This is a genomic window from Amycolatopsis sp. NBRC 101858 (assembly GCF_030269325.1).
In the GTDB taxonomy this organism is placed as follows: Bacteria; Actinomycetota; Actinomycetes; order Mycobacteriales; family Pseudonocardiaceae; genus Amycolatopsis; species Amycolatopsis ponsaeliensis.
This window is the reverse complement of record NZ_BSTD01000002.1, coordinates 922,275-942,644: the sequence shown is the minus strand read 5'-3', so window position 1 is coordinate 942,644 and position 20,370 is coordinate 922,275. Positions and strand designations below refer to the sequence as shown.

The 20,370-nt window shown below is 67.8% G+C and carries 16 protein-coding genes and 4 tRNA genes; 11 read left to right on the top strand and 9 right to left on the bottom strand.

Annotation, left to right across the window (positions count from 1 at the left end):
- Positions 1-43: 43 nt before the first annotated feature.
- The 4 genes from QSK39_RS17635 to QSK39_RS17620 are packed head-to-tail and all read right to left on the bottom strand — an operon-like array spanning position 44 to position 4,485.
- Positions 44-1,366 (bottom strand): GH1 family beta-glucosidase, encoded by a 1,323-nt coding sequence (locus QSK39_RS17635; protein ID WP_285478821.1) that lies wholly within the window; start codon positions 1,364-1,366, stop codon positions 44-46.
- A complete protein-coding gene (locus QSK39_RS17630; protein ID WP_285478820.1) occupies positions 1,363-2,184 on the bottom strand; it encodes a carbohydrate ABC transporter permease in 822 nt (273 codons plus the stop codon). The genes QSK39_RS17635 and QSK39_RS17630 overlap by 4 nt, the downstream gene beginning before the upstream one ends.
- Positions 2,184-3,143, bottom strand: a complete 960-nt coding sequence (locus tag QSK39_RS17625) for a carbohydrate ABC transporter permease (RefSeq protein WP_285478819.1) — start codon at positions 3,141-3,143, stop codon at positions 2,184-2,186. Before QSK39_RS17625 ends, QSK39_RS17630 begins: the two co-directional genes overlap by 1 nt.
- A gap of 52 nt (positions 3,144-3,195) precedes the next feature.
- Positions 3,196-4,485, bottom strand: a complete 1,290-nt coding sequence (locus QSK39_RS17620) for an ABC transporter substrate-binding protein (RefSeq protein WP_285478818.1) — start codon at positions 4,483-4,485, stop codon at positions 3,196-3,198.
- 333 nt (positions 4,486-4,818) lie between these two features.
- On the opposite strand from QSK39_RS17620, the gene QSK39_RS17615 reads away from it, so the two are divergent.
- The 7 genes from QSK39_RS17615 (at position 4,819) to QSK39_RS17585 (ending at position 14,821) form a co-directional block, all read left to right on the top strand.
- Entirely contained in the window at positions 4,819-6,993 is a 2,175-nt protein-coding gene (locus QSK39_RS17615) for a glycoside hydrolase family 9 protein (protein WP_285478817.1), read from the top strand.
- Between the two features lie 48 nt (positions 6,994-7,041).
- Positions 7,042-7,824 (top strand): sugar phosphate isomerase/epimerase family protein, encoded by a 783-nt coding sequence (locus QSK39_RS17610; RefSeq protein WP_285478816.1) that lies wholly within the window; start codon positions 7,042-7,044, stop codon positions 7,822-7,824.
- Between the two features lie 151 nt (positions 7,825-7,975).
- Positions 7,976-8,791: an endo alpha-1,4 polygalactosaminidase gene (locus QSK39_RS17605; RefSeq protein WP_285478815.1), complete on the top strand. Its 816-nt coding sequence runs from the start codon at positions 7,976-7,978 to the stop codon at positions 8,789-8,791.
- A 57-nt stretch (positions 8,792-8,848) separates the two neighbouring features.
- Positions 8,849-9,790 carry a glycoside hydrolase family 6 protein gene (locus QSK39_RS17600; RefSeq protein WP_285478814.1) on the top strand — a complete coding sequence of 314 codons (942 nt, stop codon included), beginning with the start codon at positions 8,849-8,851 and terminating at the stop codon, positions 9,788-9,790.
- 300 nt (positions 9,791-10,090) lie between these two features.
- A complete protein-coding gene (locus tag QSK39_RS17595; RefSeq protein ID WP_285478813.1) occupies positions 10,091-10,318 on the top strand; it encodes a hypothetical protein in 228 nt (75 codons plus the stop codon).
- A 117-nt stretch (positions 10,319-10,435) separates the two neighbouring features.
- Complete coding sequence (locus QSK39_RS17590; RefSeq protein WP_285478812.1) at positions 10,436-10,900, top strand: hypothetical protein; 465 nt, start codon at positions 10,436-10,438, stop codon at positions 10,898-10,900.
- 231 nt (positions 10,901-11,131) lie between these two features.
- Positions 11,132-14,821 (top strand): P-loop NTPase fold protein, encoded by a 3,690-nt coding sequence (locus tag QSK39_RS17585; protein ID WP_285478811.1) that lies wholly within the window; start codon positions 11,132-11,134, stop codon positions 14,819-14,821.
- Positions 14,822-15,393: 572 nt separating this feature from the next.
- Here the strand turns inward: QSK39_RS17585 and QSK39_RS17580 are convergent.
- Positions 15,394-15,552, bottom strand: a complete 159-nt coding sequence (locus QSK39_RS17580; RefSeq protein ID WP_285478810.1) for a hypothetical protein — start codon at positions 15,550-15,552, stop codon at positions 15,394-15,396.
- A 114-nt stretch (positions 15,553-15,666) separates the two neighbouring features.
- Between QSK39_RS17580 and QSK39_RS17575 the strand changes: the two genes are divergently transcribed.
- Positions 15,667-15,948 carry a hypothetical protein gene (locus QSK39_RS17575; protein WP_285478809.1) on the top strand — a complete coding sequence of 94 codons (282 nt, stop codon included), beginning with the start codon at positions 15,667-15,669 and terminating at the stop codon, positions 15,946-15,948.
- Positions 15,949-16,004: 56 nt separating this feature from the next.
- Here QSK39_RS17575 and QSK39_RS17570 read toward each other — a convergent pair.
- From QSK39_RS17570 to QSK39_RS17555, 4 genes are all read right to left on the bottom strand, one after another.
- Positions 16,005-16,079, bottom strand: a tRNA-Val gene (locus tag QSK39_RS17570).
- Between the two features lies 1 nt (position 16,080).
- Positions 16,081-16,151, bottom strand: a tRNA-Cys gene (locus QSK39_RS17565).
- Positions 16,152-16,174: 23 nt separating this feature from the next.
- Positions 16,175-16,247 (bottom strand) — tRNA-Gly (locus QSK39_RS17560).
- A 124-nt stretch (positions 16,248-16,371) separates the two neighbouring features.
- A complete protein-coding gene (locus tag QSK39_RS17555) occupies positions 16,372-16,797 on the bottom strand; it encodes an SsgA family sporulation/cell division regulator (protein ID WP_033293569.1) in 426 nt (141 codons plus the stop codon).
- 392 nt (positions 16,798-17,189) lie between these two features.
- On the opposite strand from QSK39_RS17555, the gene QSK39_RS17550 reads away from it, so the two are divergent.
- The 3 genes from QSK39_RS17550 to QSK39_RS17540 all read left to right on the top strand — a co-directional run bounded on the left by QSK39_RS17550 (position 17,190) and on the right by QSK39_RS17540 (position 20,340).
- A tRNA-Val gene (locus tag QSK39_RS17550) sits at positions 17,190-17,261 on the top strand.
- Between the two features lie 716 nt (positions 17,262-17,977).
- Positions 17,978-19,504: a sugar transferase gene (locus tag QSK39_RS17545; protein WP_285478808.1), complete on the top strand. Its 1,527-nt coding sequence runs from the start codon at positions 17,978-17,980 to the stop codon at positions 19,502-19,504.
- Between the two features lie 221 nt (positions 19,505-19,725).
- Positions 19,726-20,340, top strand: a complete 615-nt coding sequence (locus QSK39_RS17540; protein WP_285478807.1) for a malonic semialdehyde reductase — start codon at positions 19,726-19,728, stop codon at positions 20,338-20,340.
- The last annotated feature ends 30 nt before the right edge of the window (positions 20,341-20,370 follow it).

The following is a 20,370-nucleotide window of genomic DNA, read 5'->3' as shown; positions in this document are numbered from 1 at the left end:
CCCCGGATCGATCGGACGGTCAGCTTAACAACCCTGTGAGCGCTCACAGGCCGCCCCGGGCGATGACGCCGGCGTACCAGCGGGCGCTGTCCTTCAGCGTGCGCTCCTGCGTCTCGTAGTCGACGTGCACGAGCCCGAACCGCTGCGCGTACCCGTAGGACCACTCGAAGTTGTCGAGCAGCGACCACGCGAAATACCCCTCGAGCGGGACGCCCTGCGCGATCGCGGCCGCGCAGGCCCGCAGGTGACCGTCCAGATAGGCGACTCGCGCCCGGTCGTGCACGGGCTCGTCGAAGGCGGCGCCGTTTTCCGTGACGTACAGCGGAATGGCCGGGTAGTCCCGGTTCAGCCGCGTCAGCAGGGACAGCAGGCCTAGCGCGTCGATCTCCCAGCCGATGGACGTCCGCGGGCGCCCGCCGTCGACCTGCTCGATCCGGTCCGAGCCGACGTAGGCGGACGGCCGGGGCGCGCCGCCGCCGGCGACCAGCATGGGGGAGTAGTAGTTGACGCCGAGGAAGTCCAGCGGCGCCGAGATGGTCTTCAGGTCTCCCGGGAGCACGTGCTCGAACGAGGTGACGCCGGCCAGGTCCGCCTGGACGTCGGCGGGGTAGTCGCCGAGCAGCACCGGGTCGAGGAACAGCCGGTTCTGCAGGCCGTCGATCCGTCGCGCGGCGTCGAGGTCCGGTTCGGCGCGGGACGCGGGGGAGACGTCCGTCAGGTTCAGCGTCAGGCCGACCGTGCTGCCCGGCATGGCTTCCGCGGCCAGGCCGTGGGCCAGCAGCAGGTGGTGGGCGGCCCGCACCGCGGCGGCGGGCTCCCGGCGGCCGGGCGCGTGCCGTCCGGTGGCGTAGCCAAGGAAAGCTGAACACCACGGCTCGTTCAGCGTCGTCCAGTGCGTGACCCGGTCGGCGAGCGCCCCGTGCACGATGGCCGCGTAGTCGGCGAAGCGCTGCGCGGTGTCACGCTCCGGCCAGCCGCCGGCGTCTTCCAGCGGCTGCGGCAGGTCCCAGTGGTAGACCGTCGGCCACGGCTCGATGCCTTGCTCCAGCAGCGTGTCGACGAGTCGCCGGTAGAAGTCGAGCCCCCGCTGTTCGACGGCGCCGGATCCGGCCGGCTGGATCCGCGGCCAGGCGATCGAGAACCGGTAGGCACCCAGTCCGAGGTCCTTCATCAGCGTGACGTCGTCGCGGTAGCGGTGGTAGTGGTCGGCGGCGACCTCGCCGGTGTCGCCGTTGTCGATCGCACCGGGGGTCGCGGCGAAGGTGTCCCAGATGGACGGTCCGCGCCCGTCCTCGGCCGTCGCGCCCTCGATCTGGTAGCTCGACGTCGCCGCGCCCCAGCGGAAACCGGGTTCGAACGTGCTCACGCCTTGACCGCTCCTTCCATGATGCCGCCGATGATCTGCTTGCCGAAGGCCAGGAAGACCAGCAGCAGCGGGACGCAGGCGACGAGCGCGCCCGCGAACATCAGCGTGTAGTCGGTGTAGTAGCTCGTGGACAGCTGGTTCAGCGAGAACTGCACGGTCGGGTTGTCGTTCTCGAGCACGGCGATCGGCCAGAGGAACTCGTTCCAGGTGCTCATGAACGTGAACAGCGCCAAGACCGACGCGCCGGGCCGCAGCGCGGGCAGCACGACCGTGAGGTAGATCCGGAACGTCGAGCAGCCGTCGATGCGCGCGGCCTCGATCAGCTCGTCCGGCACCGAGCGCTCGGCGTACTGCCGCATCATGAACACGCCGAACGCGGAGACGAGGAACGGCACGATCACCGCCTGCAGCCGGTTCTGCCAGCCCAGCTGGACCATGATCATGTACAGCGGGATGATGCCCATCTGCACCGGGATCATCATCGTGCCGAGGATGACCACCAGCAGCCCGTTGCGGCCGCGGAAGCGCAGCTTGGCGAAGGCGAACCCGGCCAGGGTGCTGAAGAACACGACGGAGACGGTGACGACTACTGACGCGATCGCCGAGTTCACCATGCCGGTGAGGAAGTTGGCTTCTTCGGCGGAGAACAGCCGGCCGACGTTGGCGAAGAGGTTGCCGCCGGGCAGCAACGGCGGTGGCCAGTCGCCGACGATGTCGTTGGTCCGGGTGGCGACCACGAACAGCCAGTACAGCGGGAACGCCGAGAGCGCGATCCCGGCCAGCAGCGTGACGTAGACCAAGGGCGAAGTCTTCCGCATCACTTCGACGACCTCCGGGTGACAAGGAAGTTGACGACTGCGAGGATGGTGATGAGCAGGAAGATCATCCATGCGACGGCCGAGCCGTAGCCGAGGTCGGCGTCGCGGAAGGCCTTCTCGAACATGTACATCGACACGGTCTGGAACTGGCGCAGGGAGCCGCCGGAGATGGCGTAGGTGCCCTGCCCGAAGATCAGCGGCTCGGTGAACAGCTGCATGCCGGCGATGGTCGACATGATCACCGTGAACACGATCGCCGGGCGGATCATCGGCACCGTGATGCTGCGGAACTGCCGGATCTTGGACGCGCCGTCCACAGTGGCCGCTTCGTAGAGCTCGCGCGGGATCGACTGCATCGCGGCCAGGTAGATCAGCGAGTTGTAGCCGGTCCAGCGCCAGTCGACCATGGTCGAGACGGCGATCCAGGACGACCACTTGTCGGCGCGCCAGTCGATGGGGGAGCCGCCGACCAGGTGGAGCAGGCCGTTGACCATGCCGGCGTCGCGGTCGAAGATCTGGCTGAACACGATGCCGACCGCGGCCACCGACGTGACGATCGGCAGCAGCACACCCATCCGCAGCAGGAGCCGGGCCCGCAGCTGCTGGTTCAGCAGCGCCGCCACGACCAGCGCGAGCAGCAGCTGCGGCACGGTGGCCAGCACCAGCATGCCGAGGGTGTTGCCGACGGCGTTCCAGAAATCCGGGTCGCCGAAGAGGGTGGCGTAGTTGCCGAGGCCGATGAACCCGCCGTCGCCGCCGAGGTCCCAGTCGTGCAGCGAGACCCACGCCGTGTACAGCAGGGGGAACAGGCCGAAGACCGCGAAGATGAGGAAGAACGGGGCGATGTAGACATACGGCGAGGCCTTGAGGTCCCATCGGGACAGCAGGCTGCCGCGTTCTCGCGGGCGCGGCGGCGCCGGGGGTTTCACGGCCGCGCGGGATCGTTGCTGGGTGACCAACTGGGTGTCCTTAATGGAGGCCGGGCGGGGCGCGCGCGCCCCGCCCGGCGGGCTACTTGACCAGGCGCCGGGCTTCGTCGAGGGCTTTCGCCCACGCCTCGGCCGGCTGGAGCTTGCCCTGTTCGACGGCGAGCAGCGCGTTGGTGAACCGGTCGCCGATGGCGACGTTCGCCGGGCCGAGGTACACCGGCTTCACGGCCTTCGCGCTGGCGCCGAAGATCTTCCCGACCGGCGCGCCGCCGAAGTAGGCGTTGGTCAGCCCCTGGACGGCCGGGTCGTCGATGGCCTGCGGCGACGACGGGAAGTTGCCCTTCGCCTGGAACGCGCCGATCTGGCCTTTCGCGCTGGTCAGGAACTTCACCAGCTCGACGGCCTGGTCCTGGTGCTTGCTCTGCTTCGGCACCGCGAGGAACGAGCCGCCGCGCACCGCGCCGTTGCCCGGCACCTTGGCGACGTCCCACTTGTCGGCGTTCTCCGGGCCGGCCTGCTTCTGGATGGTCGCGAGCATCCACGACGGGCACGCGATGGTGGCGAACGTGCCCTTCTTGAACCCGGCGTTCCACTGCGGGCTGTACTGGTCGAGGTTCGCCGACAACCCGGCCTGGATCATCCCGACGGTCTGGTCGTAGGCGCCGCGCACGGCCGGGTTGCTGTCCGCGACGAAGGTGTTCGCCTTGTCGTAGTACGTGTGATCATCCTGCTGCATCAGGATGTTCTGGTACATGCCGCTGGAGGAGTCGTAGAACTTCGCGCCGGTGTTCGCGGTGAGAAAGCGCTTTCCTGTGGCCAGGTAGGCGTCCCAGGTGGGCCAGAGAGCACCGACCTGATCGCGGTCGGTGGGCAGCCCCGCCTTCTGGAACAGGTCCTTGCGGTAGCACATGCCCTGGGCGCCGATGTCGGTGCCGAGCCCGATCAGCGTCTTGCCGTCGGCGGTCAGGGCCTGGTTCCACTTCCAGTCCAGGTAGTCCGGCTTGAGGGAGTCCGCGCCCTTGTCGAGGAGGTTGACGAACTTGTCCGGCTTCGCGATGTACTGGCTGATGATGCCCTCTTCGAGCGCCACGACGTCGCCGGCGCCGGAGCCCGCGGTCATCCACTGCTGGAGCTTGGGCGTGTAGTCGCCCAGCTTCCCGATGTTCTCCTCCTTGATGGTGACACCGGGGTGGCTCGCCTCGTACTGCTTGTACAGGGCGTCGTAGCCGAACTGGCTGAACGTCTTCACCACGAGGGTGACCGGGCCGGACGCGCTCTGCTGATCGTCGCTCGTCCCGCCGCAGGCCGCGGCGGCGACGAGGGTGGCGGCCATGGCGGTGGCCAGCAGTGTTCGCCTGAGTCTGGCAGGCATGAAACCTCCACTTACGAGGCCGATTCCGGAACCGCTAACAGCCCGTCCGGCCTGGATCACGACTTTGTGAAAACACCTTCACCTGCTGCGACGCTGCGGCTGTGCCGGTGGAACGCTGGCTGGCGTGCGCCAGAATTGGAAGCGCTTACAGGACTGTAACCCGGAGTTGCCGCGGTTGTGAAGAGGCAGCTGTCAAGACCCCGGGACGGTTGACACACGCGCCGTCCCGGGCGCACCATCCCCGCTGACGCTGTGGCGTGCCGGCTCCTCCAAGTCCCCAGGAGAACCGGTATGTCCGTAAGACCCAGGCTCCTATTCGCCTGTCTGCCTGTCGTGCTCGTCGTGTCGCTGGCCCCGGCCGCACACGCCGACGCGCCGTACGAACGCGTGCTCAACGGCACGTTCGACACCACCAAGGCCCCCTGGTGGAGCAGCGGGAACACCCCGTCCCGCATCGACGCCGGCCGTCTGTGCGCGGACGTGCCCGCGGGCACGGTCAACCCGTGGGACTCGATGCTCGGCGAGAACGACATCCCCCTGGAAGCGGGTCAGCCGTACACGCTGCGGTTCACCGCGACGGCCACCGCCGACGTCACGATCCGCGCCGGCCTCGGCCTCGCGGTCGCCCCGAGCACGACGATGTTCTCGAAGAGCGCCGCGATCACGAGCACCCCGAAGACGTTCACCTTCACCGGCACCTCGAGCCTGGCCACCCTGCGCGGCCAGGTGAACTTCCAGTTCGGCGGCGCCGCGAAGCCCTACACGTTCTGCGTCGACGACGTCTCGCTGACCGGCGGCGCCATCGCCCCGGGTGGCGGCAAGGACTACGGCTCACCCGTGCGGGTGAACCAGGTCGGGTACGCGACGACCGGCCCGAAGGAGGCGTCCATTGTGGATGCTTCGACCAGACCGGTGCCGTGGGAGCTTCGCGACAGCACGGGCAAGGTCGTGAAGAAGGGCCGGACCCAGGTGCGCGGCGACGACGCCGCCTCGGGCGACCACGTGCACATCGCGGACTTCGGCGACTACCGCCGGGAGGGGACCGGTTACACCCTCGCGGTCGGCGCCGCCGTCAGCGAGCCGTTCGACATCGCGCGCAACCCGTACGACGGCCTGCGCAAGGACGCTCTGGAGTACTTCTACCTCGTCCGCAGCGGCACCCCGATCGACGCCGCCTACGTCGGTGACGCCTACGCCCGCCCCGCCGGGCACCTCGGTGTCGCGCCCAACAAGGGCGACACGTCCGTGCCCTGCCTGCCCGGGACCTGCGACTACTCCCTCGACGTCAGCGGCGGCTGGTACGACGCCGGCGACCAGGGCAAGTACGTCGTCAACGGTGCGCTCGCCGCGTGGCAGCTCATGGACAGCTATGAGCGCTCACTGTCCACAGGGGACCGGACGAACTTGAAGGACGGCCTCCTGAGGGTGCCCGAGGCGGGCAACCGCGTCCCCGACGTGCTCGACGAGTCCCGCTGGGAAGTCGAGTTCCTGCTCAAGATGCAGGTCCCGGCCGGGCAGTCCCTCGCCGGGATGGCCCACCACAAGATCCACGACCTCGCCTGGACCGCGCTGCCGACTCAGCCCCAGGCCGACGCGCAGCCGCGCTACCTGCACCCGCCGTCCACCGCGGCGACGCTCAACCTGGCCGCCGCGGCCGCCCAGTGCGCCCGCGTCTGGCAGCCCTACGACCGCGCGTTCGCGGCGAAGTGCCTGGCCGCGGCGAAGACGGCGTGGCAGGCCGCGCTCGCGCACCCGGCTGTCTACGCCCCGGCCGAAGACAGCGTCGGCGGCGGCGCCTACTCCGACACCGACGTCACCGACGAGTTCTCCTGGGCGGCGACCGAGCTGTACGCGACCACGGGCGACCGGACCTACCTGAAGTCCATGACCGGCCGGATCACCGCCGACGGGTTCTCGTGGCGCGACACCGGTGCCCTGACCGACCTCACGATCGCCCGGCTGCCGTGGCGCTTCCCCCTGGACCGCGTGCTGGGTGCCCGGCAGCGGGTGGTGAGCGTCGCCGACCAGTACGTGCGAAACGTCAATTCGCAGGGCTACCCGAACCCGTTCAAGGCGGTGGCCTACCCGTGGGGTTCGAGCAGTTCGACCACCAACAACGCCCTGGTGATCGCAACGGCCTACGATCTGACGCACCGCCCGGGCTATCGCAACGCCGTCCTCGAGTCGATGGACTACCTGCTCGGCCGCAACGGGCTGAACCAGTCGTTCGTCACCGGCTACGGCGAGCGGGCCAGCACCAACGAGCACGGCCGGATCTGGGCCCACCAGCTCGACCCGAAGCTGCCCACCCCGCCGCCGGGCTCGCTGGCCGGCGGCCCGAACAGCGGCCTGCAGGACCCGGTGGCCCAGCAGAACCTGCCCGGCTGCGCGCCCGCGAAGTGCTACATCGACGACATCTTCTCCTATTCGACGAACGAGACGGCGATCAACTGGAACTCGTCGCTCGCCTGGATCGCGGCGTTCGCCGCCGGTGAGCCGCGCGGCTGAGCGGCGGCACCTGAAATCCTGGACGCCCCTGTCGAACGGAGGTCATCGATGAGCTGGCGGTTCGCCGTGAGCACCCTGGGCATGCCGGGCGTCCCGGTGCGCGAGGCCGCGCGCACGGCGCTGGCGCACGGGTGCGAAGGACTGGAGCTTCGCGTGCACGCGAGCGAGGAAGTCCGCCTGGGCCTGCCGGGCCGGGTCGTCGACGACCTCCGTTCCCTCCTCGTCGATCAAGGGCTGGCCGTCGCGTGCCTGGCCGGGTACGCGAAGGTCTGCGCCCCCGGGCCCGACGGCCCGGTGATCGACGAGCTGCGCGCGCTGATCGAGCTGGCCCACCGGATCGGCGCGCCGTCCGTGCGCGTCTTCCCGGGCGGTCACGGCGACGCGCGGTCCCGGAACGAAGCCGTTCTCGACGACCTGCGCGGCTCGGGCGTGCGCCTCCTGCTCGAGACCCACGACTCGCGGCCCACCGGCAAGGCCGCGCTGGAGGTCGTCGAGCCGTTCGGCGACCCGGACCTGGTCGCCGTCCTGTGGGACGCGGTGCACCCGTGGCGGGCCGGCGAGGACCCGGCCGACACCCGCGAGGTGCTCGGCCGCTACCTCGGCTACTTCCAGGTCAAGGACGCGGTGAGCCGAGCCGACCCGACCCCGGTGCCGCCCGGCGCAGGCGCGGTGCCGCTGGAAGACTGCGGCGAGATCCTGCGGTCGTGGTCCGGCTGGATCTCCCTGGAGTGGGAGAGGGCCTGGTACCCGGACCTGGCCGCCGTCGAGGTCCCCTTGCGCGCGGCCGCGGCTTGGTTCGCCCGGCACGCGCGGCCCGAACAACCCGGATAATGGAGCCGGTGGCGGTGAATCTCGGGTCTTTCCGCTTGATACGGTCGATCGATCATTGTGGGATATCAGGTCGTGAATGATTGACAGGCAGGAGAGAAAGCGCTTTCATAAATGGACTGGACCATCCCTTCGCATCCCCGATGGAGTCGATGTGACGCGCAAATCCTGTGTGGTGAAGTCCTGGTTCCTGGCCGCTCTCGCCGTGCCGACGCTGACTTCGGCCGGCTTGCTGGCGTCCGCCGGTGTGTCGTCGGCGGCCGTGACGCTGCCGCCGACGCCGTCGGCGTGGGACTACCAGATCGGCGGGGCGTACTCACCGCCGTCCGGGGTCAAGATCGTGAGCCGGGACAATTCCGACTCGGCGGCGAGCGGGCTCTACAACATCTGTTACATCAACGCTTTCCAGGTCAACGAGGGCGACGACGGCCAGTGGGCGAGTGACCTGCTGCTGCGGGACGCGAACGGGAACAAGGTCGTCGACCCGGACTGGCACGAGACCCTGCTCGACATCCGCACGGCGGACAAGCGCACCCGGGTGGCCGCGAAGATCGACGGGATCATCGATTCCTGTGCGAGCAAGGGGTTCCAGGCGATCGAGCCGGACAACTACGACAGCTACGAGCGGTCGAAGAACCTGATTTCGACGGCGAACGCGCAGGACTACATCAAGCTGCTGTCGGGCCACGCGCACGCGAAAGGGCTGGCGATCGCGCAGAAGAACACGGTGGACCTGGCCGCGAACCGGGTCGCCAACGGGCTGGACTTCGCGGTGGCCGAAGAATGCGGGCAGTACACCGAATGCGACGTCTACGCGAACGCGTTCGGGAACCGGGTGGTGGACGTCGAGTACACGAGCGGAGGCCTCAGCAAGGCCTGCGCGTCGTGGAAGGGCAAGATCAGCATCGTCCGGCGGGACGAGGACGTGGTGCCTGCAGGTGAGTCCGGATACCTCCGGCAGACCTGCTGAGTGAAAAGGCGACAGCCGACGGAAAGCAAAATCCAACAAAGAAGAAGGAGGTCCACAATGTCGTGGACAGCCCGCATCCTCGCGGTGTCGGCACTCTTGCTCGTGGGCACCGCGGTGCCCGCCGGCGCGGCCAGTCCGATTGACATGACCAGCGGGTTCTACGTCAACACGGGTTCGGCACCCGCCCAGTGGGTGGCGTCGCACTCGAGCGACTCACGAGCCTCGAAGATCACCACGTCCATCGCCTCGAAGCCGATCGCGAAGTGGTTCGGCAACGACAGCAGCATCGGTTCCACGGTGGCGAGTTACGTCGGCGCCGCCGACAGCCACGACAAGCTGCCGGTGCTGGTGGCGTACAACCTGCCCGGTCGTGACGCGTGTGGCGGCGAGTCCGGCGGGGGAGCGGGGAGTCTCGGCGCGTACAAGACGTGGATCTCGAGTTTCGCGGCGGGCGTCGGGACGCACCCGGCGGTCGTGGTGATCGAGCCGGACGCGCTCGGCGACTTCGACTGCATGAGCAGCGCGCAGATCGCCGACCGCAACACGATGCTCACGTACGCGACGCAGATGTTCAAGCAGAAGGCGCCGAACACGTACGCCTACCTCGACGGCGGCAACGCCGGCTGGGTGGCGGCCTCGACGATGGCGAGCCGGCTGAAGGCCGCCGGGGTGGCCAACGTCCGCGGGTTCTCGGTGAACGTGTCGAACTACTACACGACCAGCCAGTCGATCACTTACGCCAACTCCGTGAACTCGGGACTGGGCGGCGGAGCGAAGTTCATCATCGACACGAGCCGCAACGCCAACGGCTCCAACGGCGACTGGTGCAACCCACCCGGGCGCAAGCTCGGCGTCACGGCCCAGGTCGGTGGCGGCGCGGAGATGCTGCTGTGGGTGAAGACGCCCGGAGTGTCCGACGGCGAGTGCGGTATCGCACCGACAGTGCCGGCGGGCACGTTCAGCCCGGACCTAGCCATCCGACTGATCGACGGGACGTAACCGGAACCGCTTGACACACAAAGAAGAATGCCGGAGAAGGGTACGGCTCGTCCGCCACGACACGGCGGACGAGCCGCCTTTCGCTGGTCCGGTTGGCCGCCAGGACCTCGTCCGACAAATCCGGGGCGGCGTCGATGGCGCACGCGACAAGCCGGCTCAGACTGGCAGCAGCGGCTTCGCCCACCGGACTTGGTCCCCTGTAGTTGTCACTGGCCTAGCTTCGCGCTTGAGCAGACCGTGAGTAACAGGGAATCGGCCGTCGACGACTTGTGGTGCACTACTCTGGTTGAGAGGTGCCGATTGGACGACAACGTGTGGACGAGCCGGTCGGTGCTCGACAAGGTGTGTGGGGCACTCGGCCAGTTCGCGGTTTCCCATCTCGAGGGACATCATTTTGGGCAGCCGTTCGCGACCGCCTATCAGCCGGCGATTCGTGTCGACCAGGCGCATCCGGAGTATGCCGTCGAGCGCGTACGTGTCCAAAGGCTTGGTGGTCGACATGACCTTCCGGAGGCCCTATTGCCGTGAGTGGCCGAGCGGCCTCGTCGGCGGGGGACATGACACGTCACTGCTTCGCCTTCGACCCACGCCAGTTCCTCCTCAGTGCCTGCAACCGGTTTCAGACGTTCACTCTAAGGCGGCGACATGAACTGGGCAGTCATCCTGCCGCTGGTAGGCGTCCTGATCGGGGCAACTGCGTCATTCGCTGCGCAGTATCTCGCGACCCGGACTACTCAGCGGCAAGAAAAAATCAGACGAGTCGCCGAAATTCGAGCAGAGCGCAAAGAAGTGATTTTCAACTTCCTCGAAGGCATGCAATTAGTGGAGAGGGTGGCCGAGCACCGCTTCGAGCACGGAGGCCACGGTGAAGTGCCACAACCTGCGACTCATCGCATGTGGTACCTGCAAAAATGTATCGAACTTGTTGGTACACAACAACTCATTCATGCATCAGTCGAGTACGCCCAGCGTCTTCACGATGCCGTCTATGGGAGTCTTCCGGCGGGCGTCAACGTCTGGGAGTTCATGGCGGAACGGCGGTTTCCGTTTCTGGAAGCCGCCCGCAGGGAACTGGATATCCCAGACCTTCGCGAATCTGGCTCGACTTGATCTTTGCTTCCCTTGGCCGTTGTGAAGGCGGAGTCCAACCCGCCAAGACTATTCTCGCCGCGCGGGGCGAGGCACATCGTTCCCGCGAACTCTGCCCTCCGCAGCCGACTGCCGTTCGGCACCCTGCGGTCGCTGGCTTGGCCGGATGTCCGCCAACGGGTCTCGGCTTACCGACCCGCCGAGGGATCACGGTGTCACATTCCGGATGAGAGCAGCGACTACTAGCACGTGGTGGACAGCAAGCCGTTCGCGCGGCACTTCTGGCCGTTCTTCTCGATGGCTATGGCGTCCGACGGCTGGGTCGTGACCGGCGGCGGCGACGGAGCTCTCCGGCGTTGGGATTTGCTGGAACGGCGAGAGATCGGCGAACCCATCACTGCGGACTCGCGATGGGTGCTGGCCGTCGCGGTCACGCCCGACGGGCGGAATATCGTCAGCGGCGGGGGCGACGGAGTAGTCCGCCTCTGGGATGTCGAAACCGGTCGCCTCATCGAGGAGGTACCCAGCCACACGAGTCTGATCTGGGCCGTGCGAGTCAGCTCTGACGGTATGCGGGTCATCAGCGGCGGCGACGACGGGACGGTCAGCGCTTGGAACCTCCGCTCCGGCGAAGTCACCACAACACGGACCGAAGGATCGGTACGGGCTGTGATAGCAGACGAGTCCGGGGTCATTTGGAGTGGTACTGACGGAATCATCCGCCTCAGCGGCCAACGCGCTGCTCTCACCGGCCACGTCGGGTGGGTACAGGCTCTGGCCCTCACGCCGGAGGAGACCGAGCTCGTCAGCGGCGGCAGTGACGGCACCATCCGTCGCTGGGACCTTCGCACCGGGTTGGCGATCGGCGAGCCCATGCTCGGCCATGACGGCACCGTGTTCACCGTGGCGGTGACGCCGGACGGCAAGCGAATCGTGAGCGGCGGCAGTGACGGTACGGTCCGCTACTGGGATCTTGCCGACGGTGCCGCTAGCCCGCTGTTCGGTCACACCGACTGGGTCCGCTCCGTTCTGGTCAGTGTGGGCGGCGACCGGGTGATCAGCTGCGGCAACGACGGCACGATCGGCCTCGCATCGGTCAGTCGTGGTAGCAACTTCACCGAGTACTTCCAGGGGCCCGCTGTCGCCGTCAACGCCCTCGCCGTGCACCAGGAGACCGGCACAGTCTTCAGCGCGAGTATCGACGGCTCCGTGCGGCGTTGGGACGCACGCACCGGCCGCGCACACGGGCGGCTGCGGGCGCCGGACGGCTGGGTCAACGCGCTGGCGCTCTCTCCGGACGGAAAGGTACTGGTCCGGGCCGGTGAGGACGGCGCGATCGTCCGATGGGACGCCGTGACGGGCAACCCCACCGATGGCTCGCTGATCGGGCACGAGGGCGGCGTCCGAGCGGTCGCGTTTACTCCCGATAGCCGACGGATGGTGAGCGTCGGCGCAGACGGGACGGTACGCCGGTGGGATCGCGACAGCGGAGAGCCCATCGGCAGCCCACTGACAGGGCACCGCGGCGCCATCAACTCGGTCGTCGTGACGCCAGACGGGCGCCAGATCATCACGGCAGGCAGCGACGACGGCGCGCTCATTCGCTGGGACGCGGAAACCGGGAACCGCCTGGGCAAGCCGATCACGGCGCCTTCCCGCGGAGTACTGACCGTGGCGGTGGACCCGGCGGGCCGACGGATCGTCAGTGGCGGCAGCGACGGCCGGACTCGAGTGTGGAACGCCGGCACCGGTGAACCGCTGACATCGCCGAAGGAGCGACACAAGGGCTCAGTGACCGTCGTCCGCTTCAGTCCGGACGGACGACGGATTTACAGCGGCGGCACCGACCAGGTCGTACGGCAGTGGGATGCCGAGACCGGTGCATCTGCCGGAGCCCCGTTGCGTGGTCATGACGGCACGATCACCTCGCTGGCGTTCCTCGATGACACTGGAGCGGTGCTGTTGTCCGGCTCGGCGGACGGCACGGTCCGCAAGTGGGACCTGGCGTCCGGCACTCAGCTCGCCGCCGAAACTGTGCGACCGGCTGTTCTCGTCGAGACGCTCGCCGACGTCCAGAGCGACCTGGAGAGCAGCATCGACCAGCTCGACATCGCTGACGATGTCCGCCGGATCGGAGCGATGCTTGCCGCGGTAGCGGTCCGCCCGCCGCTGTCAGTGGCCCTGCTCGGCGATTGGGGTACAGGCAAGTCGACGTTCATGCGTCAGCTGCGAGCCTGGCTGGAGGACACCGCGAACAAGGCCCGCGCACATCCCGGCAGCGCTTACGTCTCGAACTTGAAGCAGGTGACGTTCAACGCGTGGCATTACAGCGACGACCACCTGTGGGTCGGGCTGGTCGAGCACATGTTCCGCGAGCTGGCCAACGACGACCTGGCACAGGCACCGGACAAGGCCGCCGAGCGTGAGGCGGCCGCGGACGAGGTCGCCGAGCTCAAGGCGAAGCTGTCGACGCGGAAGGCGGATCGGGAGCGGCTCGCCGCCGACCTCGGTGCAATCGACCGGATCGGGGCCGACCGTGGCTGGTTCGCCGCGGCGCGGGCTCCGTTGCGTAGCGCGCGGGTCGCCCGGGCTGCGTTGCGCAGCACGTGGCGGGAACTTCGTGGCCCGCGTGGATGGCTCGTCGTGTTCGCCGCGGTCGCCGGAGCCGCTGGTGTCGTGTTCGGTGTCCGGTTCGGCCAAGCGCAGCTGACCTGGATCAGCGCGGTGATCGCCGGGGTTGCCGGAGTGGCCACGCCCTTGGTCACAGCGTGGCACCGGCTCGCCGAGTCGACCGAGAACGTGCGCAAGCAGCTGCTGCGACGCAAGAACGAGCTCGACGCCGACATCGAGAATGCGGACGACGCGCTGGCGCGGGTCGATCCCGCCCACCGCCTCCACCGTTTGCTCGCCGAGATCAGCACGGCCGAGCGCTACGAGAACTTCCGCGGCTTGACCGGGCGCATCCATCACGACCTGCGCCGATTGAGCGAGGACCTCGCGAAGATCCGGGTGACATGGCGAGACCGTGGCGAAGAGGGCAGGCCGCCGTTGCAGCGTGTCGTGCTCTACGTCGACGATCTCGACCGTTGCCGGCCCGGCCGGGTTGCCGACGTGCTCCAGGCGGTCAATCTCCTGCTCACCATGGACCTGTTCATGGTCGTCGTAGCAGTGGACCCGCGATGGTTGCTCAACGCGTTGAATCAGCACCACAGCGGGCTGCTAGCCGACACCGTCACCCCGCTCGACTACCTGGACAAGATCTTCCACATCCCATTCGCCCTCCGGCCGATGGGTGTCCGGGCCGCAAACTACCTGCGCTCGATGCTGCCCGTCGACGACGAGAGCGAGGAAGAGCCCGCGCCCGCGGTGGACATCCCACAGCCATTCACACCGGAAGCTGGCGCGGTCGTCGAAAGAACGCCGACGAACGTTCACCACGGTACGGCGGAAGCGACACCTCACCATCCCCTTCAGGAAGCCGCGCTGTCCGTGGCAGATGTCGCCGCGGAGGGTCTGCGCATTCGGAGTTTCGAGCAGGACTTCCTCGCCCGAGTAGCGGTGCTGCTCCCGACGCCGCGTGCTGTCAAGAAGCTCGCGAACCTTTATAGGCTGGTCAGGCTGTCGGTCCCATCGGAGCGGCTCGAGAGGTTCTTGAGTGAAGGCGAATACCAGGCTCCGGCGCTCCTACTGGCGACACTGGTCGGCGATCCCCATCGCGCCCGATCCCTCCTTATTCGGCTTTCCACTGCCGTATCGGAGCCGGACATTACCGCGGTGCTGAAAGCCGGCGGGGTCGATTGCCGCTTGTCCGCCTGGATCGAAGCTCTTCGTCGCGAGGGAACCGACGTCCGTGGCGATACGGCAACCTACCGGATGTGGGCCACGGTGGTGGCTCGGTACGGATTCGAAACCTACGACCTGTTCGCCGACCAGGAGTCGTGACCGCGCCGCGGGTCGCCGCTGCCCGCACTGATTCGGAAAGTGCTCCCACCTGCACTCGACGAGCGTCGCGGCGAACAACCCCTCCCTCGAATCCATCGCGCAACCCGGCCGTGCGACTCGAGACGGAGGTAACTAGCTAGTGGCTTGGTCCGGATACACCTGGCGGTCCGTTGCGCTTGCAGTCGCGAGGTCGAGGGATGTCGACGGTGCCTCCGCCGTTAGGTCAGGTGAGCTCGTCGGACCAGTCAGGTGTTGTGCTGTCGCAGTTATCTTCGGTTTCGCGACGAGTTCGGTAAGCCGGATGAGGCATGATGTCACCTGGGCGGCGATCGACTCGAACGCCCCCAAATTGGCCATGCGGTCGATGTCGAGGTCCCTTCGGGCCGTGTTTATCCGGGATTCCTGCGAGTTGCTGCGAGAGCCTTGAATCGTTCCTTCGTTCACCCGACGTGGTTGACCGTGGGGCGCTCCGGGCGGCCCGAGCCGCCGAGGTCAAGGAGCTGGTATTCAAGTCGGGCATGAGAAGTACACGGACGTCGTCGCCGATGCCGCATCTCTCGCTGCGAGTTGGGTCAGGCTGTCGCTAGCTCGAAAGGCACATCCTTCAGCTTGAGCAGTGCCGCGATGCGATTCTGGGCTTCTTCGGCGGCGCAGGCATCGAGATCCGGACTCCGCTGAAGGAGGTTGGCGGGAAAGTCTACAAAGGAGGGCGGAAGGGTGATGATGATCACTGTCCGGACAGTCGGAACTGGCCGCCGACGAGGCGAGGAAGCTCGCGCCCGAGGAAGGGGCAACGAAAACCCCAGCGGGGGACGCGACTCGTGGCGCGGCCTTCACGTATCCCGGTGCTCTACGAGGAGGTGATGGACAGTCACCGGGAGCCGTTAGTGCTGTGCACGCCAGAGGGGTATCCGTGGCGGCGCTCAAGCGTCCGGATCCGGTTCTGGTGGCCAGCGTGGGATGGCGTCGAGCTTGATGACGCTGGTGCGGAGGAACGGCGCCCGCCGATCCTTTCGGCGTTCACCTTCCATGAGGGGCGGCACCCGCACAGCACCTGGCTGACTGAAGACGGGATCCCGGAGGTGGCGCGCCGGGCCTGGCGCCGTCGTCGGATCGTCGGCGACTGACGACTGAAGCCCTGCCCCTCCGGGGAGGGACAGGGCTTCAGACCTGCAGTTTCAGGTGGTGCGCGATACTGGGATTGAACCAGTGACCTCTTCCGTGTCAGGGAAGCGCTCTCCCGCTGAGCTAATCGCGCGAGGTGGAGACGGGATTCGAACCCGTGTACACGGCTTTGCAGGCCGTTGCCTCGCCTCTCGGCCACTCCACCGTGACAGGCTCGAGAGCCTACCGAGCGGATGACGGGATTCGAACCCGCGACCCTCACCTTGGCAAGGTGATGCGCTACCAGCTGCGCTACATCCGCACTCGACCACTTGACGAGCCGCTCCGGAAGGCCGGGAACCCGTCGCCGTGGTGTGGGAAAACCATATCGGACCCCGAAAACGGCGGCGACACCGGGGTGTCACTCCGCCGTTGCAAGCCTGTCATCAGGCCAGATCGTGGGGGATGAGGTGGGTGAGCGCGTCGTCGACGTCGACCCACAGGTGCTCGTTGCCCGGGAGCACCACGTCGTAGGTGCGGTCGAGGAAGTCGGCCAGCTCCTGGGCGGACGCCTCGAACATCGCGTGCCCCGACGGCGAGTTCAGCTCGATCAGCACCGACTCGGGGTCCTCGACGGACGGGCGGATGCGGACGTCGCCGTCACCCGCGTCGGCCAGCAGGCCGTCCGCGAGGAGGTCACGCGCGTACACCCATTCGACCCAGCCGGCGCGGCCGGTGCGGAAGGCGGCGACGACCGCATACGGGTCGCGTGTGTCGTAGCGCAGTTCCACCTTCACCGGAACCGCGGGCGTCCGCGGCGCCAGCAGGTCGAAGACCGCCGTCGAGCGGAGCGTCACGTGATCGTTGCGCATCGTCCTACCCTTCGTCTCCCTTCCCGGCCCGGCCGGCCGAGGGCGTCACCACTGGGACGCATCGGGAGGCCGATTCCGTCGCAGGTGCGCCGCATATCACCCGGACGGGCCCATCAGCCCCCGTTTGCGCCCGTGGAGCACCCCACGGCGCGCGATCGACCGGCGCGCCCCGTGTGGACCCACTCCTCCATACTGCGCGGTTTAGTCGCCGGGCGATAGCACCGTCGCACGGATGTCGAACGTGGCGTCGGGCGGCCCCCACCTGCCACAACCCCGGCTAGCTCGGGGTTGTTCGTTCCGTACTCGCCGGTAAGCGGAGTGTGGTCGCCGGAGACCACCCGTTTGCAGGCCCCCGGAAGTCGTACGCTAGTCTTCACGGCAACACCGCGAGCGGGCGATTAGCTCAGCGGGAGAGCGCTTCGTTCACACCGAAGAGGTCACTGGTTCGATCCCAGTATCGCCCACGCGAGAGCTGATGAGCCCTGTCTGCGGAATGCGCAGACGGGGCTCTCGCTTTTGTGTCCTGTGGGGGCCGAGTCCCCCATGCCCCCGCCGGGGGACCCCCGTATGTGGTTGCGGTGTGATGTTGGCCACCGGTAAGCGGAGTGAACGATCCGTTCGGATCTTGCGTATCCCCTGTCAGGCGCGTTGCCGGCCGGGTCGGCGGACCCCCGGGGACGTTCCTCTGTGGTCTGTTGGTGCGGCGATCTTCTGTCGAACGAACGTCGTGCGTGGTGTCCCTCTGTGACGGTTTCGCGGCGAACGTCTCGGGGGAGTGTGCCGGGCGGGCTCGCGCGGCGGTGTGGTCCACAGTGGACCCGGCTTGCGGTGGAGTGTCCACTGTAGAGCTCGGGGCGTGGTTCGGCCGTTCGGAAGAGCGTGGGTCCACCCGGGTGCGGGTATTGCTCCATTGGCTACATTCCGTAGTTTTTGTGGGGATACGCCCTATCACGCATCGTCATCCTCTTGTTATCTTGCGGCCATTTTCTGGCGGGAAAGACGCGCTGCATGTGGCTGGAAATCCTTGTAACGATGCTGAGAGAGTCGCCGATACCTTGCCGTGTGAAGCCCTCCGTGGGCACAGCGCGAAGTGCGAGCCGTGGTGACTGTAAGAAATCACTGCCCGTGACGCAGCGTGCTTGCGGACCCCGTTCGATCCCTGGTCCCGGGAGGTCATCAGATGGAAGAGTCGGTGCGGCCGTCTTACACGGTGAGCCAGCCACCGCCGCACATCGACCTCCAGGCCATTCCCCGACCCGCCCAGCGGGACGGCAAGCCGGCGGAGGCCGGCGGGACGCCGTCGCCCAAGGCACTGCCGGCGGCCTGGGAAGCGAGATACAGAGCCTGGGTCATCGGCAGCGACGTCTTCATCACGCTGCTGGTGATCGCGATCAGCGCGTTCGTCATCGATCGCGTTGCCCCGCACGACATGCACGCCTTCGGCACGATCCTCGCCGTCTTCGTCTCGCTGCCGGTGAGCCGGGCGTGGAGCTCGCGAGTGCTCGGCGAAGGCGCGGAGGAGTACCGCACGCTGGGCCGCGGCTTCATCACCGCGGCCGTCCTGGTCGCCTTGGGCGGCCTGCTGTTCGGCGCGCTCGAGGTCCAGGTCTGGGTGTTCGTCGTCGTCCCGGCGATCGCGCTCGTCGCGTTCCCGCAGCGGTACCTGCTGCGCCAGGTCCTGCACCGCAAGCGCGCCAAGGGACTCTGCCTGCTGCCGGTGATGGCCGCGGGCAGCCCGGAAACCGTCGCCGACCTGATCGCGCGCACCAAGTCCGAGGTGCACGTCGGGTGGCGCGTCGAGGCGGCGTGCACGTTCACGGGGCACGGCGCCGACCGCGACAGCGGCGAGATCGAGGGTGTCCCGGTGGTCGGGAGGCTGGAAGAACTCTCGCGGTACGTGCGGCGCGGCGGGTACCGGGTCGTGGCGATCACCGCGGACCAGTACTGGACGCCGAAGCGGTTGCAGCGGCTGGCCTGGGACATGGAGGGCACCGGCGCCGAGATGGTCGTGGCGCCCGTGCTGATGGAGGTCGCCGGGCCCCGGCTCAACGTCACCGGCGTGCTGGGGATGCCGCTCCTGCGGGTCACGGCGCCGATGTTCACCGGCGGCCGCCGCGTCGTGAAGGAGATCGTGGACCGCGCGGGCTCGGCGTTCCTGCTGACCCTGCTTTCCCCGCTGCTGCTGGTGATCGCGCTGGCGATCAAGCTGAACGACCGCGGCCCGGTGATCTACCGCCAGCGCCGCGTCGGCCGCGACGGCGCCACGTTCACCATGCTCAAGTTCCGCACGATGGTCACCAACGCCGACGAGATCAAGAAGGCCCTCGCCGAGGAGAACGAAGGCGCGGGTCCGCTGTTCAAGATGAAGCGCGATCCGCGGATCACCCGCGTGGGTGGTTTCCTGCGCCGGTATTCGCTCGACGAAGTGCCCCAGCTGTTCAACGTCGTGTCCGGGAAGATGTCGCTCGTCGGCCCGCGGCCGCCGCTGCCGGAGGAAACCGCGCAGTACGCGCCGGACGCCCGCCGCCGGCTGCTGGTGAAGCCGGGCCTGACCGGACTCTGGCAGGTGAGCGGCCGCAGCGACCTCACGTGGGCCGAGAGCATCCGGCTCGACCTGCGGTACGTGGAGGACTGGTCGCTCGCGCTCGACCTGGTGATCCTCTGGAAGACCTTCCGCGCGGTGATGGGTGGGCAGGGCGCCTACTGACCCGTCCGGGCCGCGCATCGCGCACCACGGCCGCCGATCCCCACCGAGGGGGTCGGCGGCCGTGTTCGTCCGCGCCGGGGCACCCGGTCGGGTGATGGCTCGTCGCGGCTCGCGCGCCCGCGCCGCTCCCGCTGTGATCCACACAACTGGTTGAACGCGAAATAGTTCAACGCTCAACCTGGTTGGACCGGGTACCTGACCAACGGAAGGAACCCAGCCCCATGACCACCTTTGCCGAGCAGACCGAGGCCCTCGAGCTTCCCGCGGACGTCCAGAACCTCCTGTTCCGCGAGGCGCGCACGGCCAACAGTTTCAGCTCCGAGCCGGTGACCGAGGAGCAGGTCCGCGCGATCTACGACCTCGTCAAGTGGGCCCCGACGTCGATGAACACCCAGCCGCTGCGGGCGCTGGTGCTCCGGACCGCCGAGGCGAAGGCCCGCCTGCTGCCGCACATGGCCCCGGGCAACCGGGACAAGACCGAAGCCGCGCCGCTGACCGTCGTCCTCGCCGCGGACGTCGACTTCCACGAGAACATCCCGCAGGTCTTCCCGCACGCCCCGCAGGTCAAGGACAACTTCTCCGACGAGCAGGGTCGCGTCGAGTTCTCCAAGCTCAACTCGCTGCTGCAAGTCGGCTACTTCATCATCGGCGTCCGCGCCGCCGGCCTGGCCGCCGGCCCGATGACCGGCTTCGACGCCCAGGGCGTCGACGACGAGTTCTTCGCGGACAAGAAGTGGCGTTCGCTGGTCGTCGTCAACGTCGGCAAGCCCGGTGAGAACCCGTGGTTCGACCGCCTGCCGCGGCTGGACTTCGACCAGGTCGTCGAAACCCTCTGACCCCTGGTCCCCTGATCGGGCAGGCCGCTT